At 55.9% G+C, this 1,550-nt stretch carries 1 protein-coding gene; it reads right to left on the reverse strand.

Features of this window, described 5'->3' with window-relative positions:
* On the reverse strand, window positions 1-1,493 hold a 1,493-nt coding region (locus YWE_RS0120885), incomplete at its 3' end, for a fimbria/pilus outer membrane usher protein (protein ID WP_248595871.1).
* Window positions 1,494-1,550: the final 57 nt, after the last annotated feature.

Raw genomic sequence — 1,550 nt, forward strand, 5'->3', positions numbered from 1 at the left:
TCCAGACTAATATCATTATAGCGATAAGGCACCAGTGAAGGGACAATCGCATAACCAAAATGATTAATCTTCGCCCCCATGCCGTTCATGACCTCCGCACCGTTGACGCCCGGCGCCTCGACCAGCGCAAACGTATCCCCAAGATAAGGTCCAAATGTCAGGCCTCCACNGTGCAACACGGTCGCGCCACGGACACTCATCCCCCCTTGAGTATAATCCTGACCTTGAGAGACACTGCCGCCCACGGTGGCTGCAGACATCTGTTGAGTCAAATGGGTACCAATACTACTTCCCGATCCACTGGGTTCAAAGGCACCATTGACCGTATAGCTGAGACGTTGGTCTTCCCCGAGGGTGCCTGACAACGCGGTCTGGTAATGAGTATTCCCGTTGTTACCGGTGGTATGACTCACCCCCGTCGAGAGGATCGGCGACCGAGANCCTGAACCCAACGGGAGAGAGACGGACAACATGACCGTATTCTGTGTATGACGACTGTCAATACTGTCGGCTGACTGAATGCCGTTACGAAGGCGGCCGCTCTGCTGGCGGCTAAGTGACAGATTATAACTGATAGTATTATAGTGATGCGAATACGCCATCTGGTATTGGGTGTCACGTCCGCGATCTGAACGGTAGCTGCTGGTTGAACCGGAAAAATAGAGCTGACCATATTCCCCTAACCCTTGGCTGACGGTCGCTACAAGCTGATTGCTTTGCTGATAGGTGCTTGAGGACCAGNTTTTATGNTNGTCATACGCGGCACGGAGCCCCAGCACGTCGCCTAAATCACGATAACCTTGTGTGGAATAGCGGTAGCCCGCTAGAGACANTGTCGTCGATGTCGGGACAAAAGTACGGCTGTAAGTCGACCCCAGCCGCCAACCATCAACCTTGTCGCCCCACATGTCCGCCCGCGAATACACCGCATTGAGGCCGAGTGCACCGTACGGGCTGGCAAAGACAGCGCCNCCCAGCAACGCCTCGTANCCATCAGATATTCGTACGCCGGTATTCGCCGTGATGGCGTTCGTTAAGCCTGCTTGATAGACCATATCCGTAAACAATGCGTCGCTATTACCAATATTGCGCACCTGCCCGGCGGAGACACTGACACGGGCGTGCCCTGGCCGCATCGAATCGGGCACGGCGGAGAAGGGAACGGTAAAGGAAGACACGCGACCATCAGCTTCCTGCACGTCCACCTCCAAGTCACCCTGGTAACTCGTCGGGTATAAGTCATCAATCACAAAGGCGCCGGGGGCGACCGTGGTCTGGTAGATGACCCCGCCAGATTGACGGACGCTCACTTTGGCGGTGGTCGAAGCGACCCCCCGNATCGTCGGGGCATAACCGCGTTGCGATTCGGGGACCATACGGTCATCGGTTTCCAACTGCACACCACGAAATCCTAAGCTGCTAAAAAGACTGCCGGACGTGAAACTGTCCCCCAGCGTCAGTTGACTGCCGATCGCCGGGATAGGCCGCTGCACAAAGGTACGTATTGAACGCCACTGGCTGTTGTCCGGGCTGTTGTCGCTGGCATAACG

Origin of the sequence: Budvicia aquatica DSM 5075 = ATCC 35567 (genome assembly GCF_000427805.1) — a bacterium.
In the GTDB taxonomy this organism is placed as follows: Bacteria; Pseudomonadota; Gammaproteobacteria; order Enterobacterales; family Enterobacteriaceae; genus Budvicia; species Budvicia aquatica.